This window comes from Streptomyces sp. NRRL WC-3549 (assembly GCF_000721935.1).
In the GTDB taxonomy this organism is placed as follows: domain Bacteria; phylum Actinomycetota; class Actinomycetes; order Streptomycetales; family Streptomycetaceae; genus Streptomyces.
The window spans coordinates 121,381-123,352 of record NZ_KL585391.1; the positions used below are offsets into that span (position 1 = coordinate 121,381).

Below are 1,972 nucleotides of genomic sequence, written 5' to 3' on the forward strand. Positions count from 1 at the left end.
GTGGGCGACGCTCACCGGCCCGGACGCGCCCTCCGCTCCTGCCGGGGACGGCTCACCGCCCCGGGTCAGGACGGCGTACGCGCCGCCTCCAGGAGCTTCGCCGTGTCCGCGGGGCAGAGCTGGAGCGCGCTGCCCACCGTGGTCAGCACCTCGCGCTCGGCCTGGCTGTACGGGCCGTCGGCGAGGGCGATCCGGGCGCCTTGGAGCAGGACCGTCTCCCGGCCGGGCACGGCCAGGTGCGGGGCGAGGGGCTTCAGCACCTCGTGGAGCTCGATGGCGAGGGCTGCCCCGCAGGCCTCGGCGGCGGGGTCGGTGCCGCCCTGCCCGGCCTCGGCGGCCAGCACCTCGACGATGGTGAAGAGCCGCTCCTGCGTGCAGTCGTCGAGCCCGGCGTCCCGGACGGTGGCCGCGGCGGTCTCCAGGACGGTACGGGAGGTGGTACCGCCGGCCGCGAGCACGGCGAGCGTGACGGTGTGCACGGCCTCCCGCAGCATGGCGGAGAAGCGGGTCGTGGTGGGGTGGTCGAGGGTGTCGGTCGGGAAGTGCCCGCGACAGGCGGCGCACTCGACCACGGGGCCCGCACTGCCGCGCGGGAACACGGGGAGGCCGAGCACGGTGAAGCGGTGGCGCCCGGTGAGATGGCGGTAGTTGCGGTCGCCTCCGCAGCCCGGACAGAAGAACTCGCCGTCACCGACGGTGTCCCAGACGGTGCGGATCCCGCACACGCGCAGCTTCACGACTCGTCGTCCTTTGGCCGACCGCACGTCGCACACCTCCGTAACTCCCCCGCGGCCCCTCGGGCGCGGGAGGTACCCCCACGGCAACGTTGCCGCGTTGGACGTGATGTTAGCCACACGTACGAGGTGGCGTCAGTAGTCCGGAGGCCCCGAAGGCCGGAAGATGGCCGGAACCCCGCCCACCCTCGGCGGGTGGACGGGGTTCCGGTGCGGGGCGGTTCGGGCCCCCGCGGCCCGGTGCGCGACGGGGAGCGGCTCAGGTCGTCACCGGGGCGTGTGCCCGAGGTGCCGGGAGGGGTGCCTCAGCGGGTCGCCCGGTTGACCGCGGAGACGACCGCCTTGAGCGAGGCGCGGGTGGTGTTGGCGTCGATACCGATGCCCCACAGCACCTTGCCGTCGATGACGCACTCGATGTAGGAGGCGGCCTGGGCGCTCGCCCCCTCGCTCATCGTGTGCTCGGTGTAGTCCAGCAGCCGTACGTCGATGCCGATGGCCTGCAGCGCTTCGAAGAACGCGGAGATCGGGCCGTTGCCGGTGCCGGTCAGCACGGTGTCCGTGCCGTCGACGGTGGCCTCGACGGTGATCGAGTCCTGGCCGTCGGACCCGGTGGTCGTCTGGCCGGAACGGATCTGCACGCGCCCCCAGGCGTTCTGCGGGTTGGGCAGGTACTCGTCCTCGAAGACCGACCAGATCTGGCCCGGGGTGACCTCGCCGCCCTCGGCGTCGGTCTTGGCCTGAATGATCTTGGAGAACTCGATCTGCATCCGGCGGGGCAGGTCCAGCTTGTGGTCGTTCTTCAGGACGTAGGCGATCCCGCCCTTGCCGGACTGCGAGTTGACCCGGATGACGGCCTCGTAGGACCGGCCGACGTCCTTCGGGTCGATCGGCAGGTAGGGCACCGCCCACTCGATGTCGTCCACGGTCACGCCCCGGGCGGCCGCGTCGGCCTCCATGGCGTCGAAGCCCTTCTTGATGGCGTCCTGGTGGGAGCCGGAGAAGGCCGTGTAGACCAGGTCGCCCGCGTAGGGGTGGCGCGGGTGGACCTCCATCTGGTTGCAGTACTCGCTGGTGCGGCGGATCTCGTCGATCTGCGAGAAGTCGATCTCGGGGTCGACGCCCTGGGAGAAGAGGTTCATGCCCAGCGTGACCAGGTCGACGTTGCCGGTGCGCTCGCCCTGGCCGAACAGGCAGCCCTCGATGCGGTCGGCCCCGGCCATGACCTGTCTCTTATACAC

At 71.7% G+C, this 1,972-nt stretch carries 2 protein-coding genes; both read right to left on the minus strand.

All coding sequences use genetic code 11. The features are described from left to right. Window positions 1-65: 65 nt before the first annotated feature. The gene (locus IH13_RS0109120) at window positions 66-764 is read right to left on the minus strand and encodes a TerB family tellurite resistance protein (RefSeq protein ID WP_031082718.1); all 699 of its coding nucleotides are present in this window, start codon (window positions 762-764) and stop codon (window positions 66-68) included. 275 nt (window positions 765-1,039) lie between these two features. Continuing rightward, on the minus strand, window positions 1,040-1,972 hold a 933-nt coding region (locus IH13_RS0109125; protein WP_324605168.1), incomplete at its 5' end, for an alpha-isopropylmalate synthase regulatory domain-containing protein.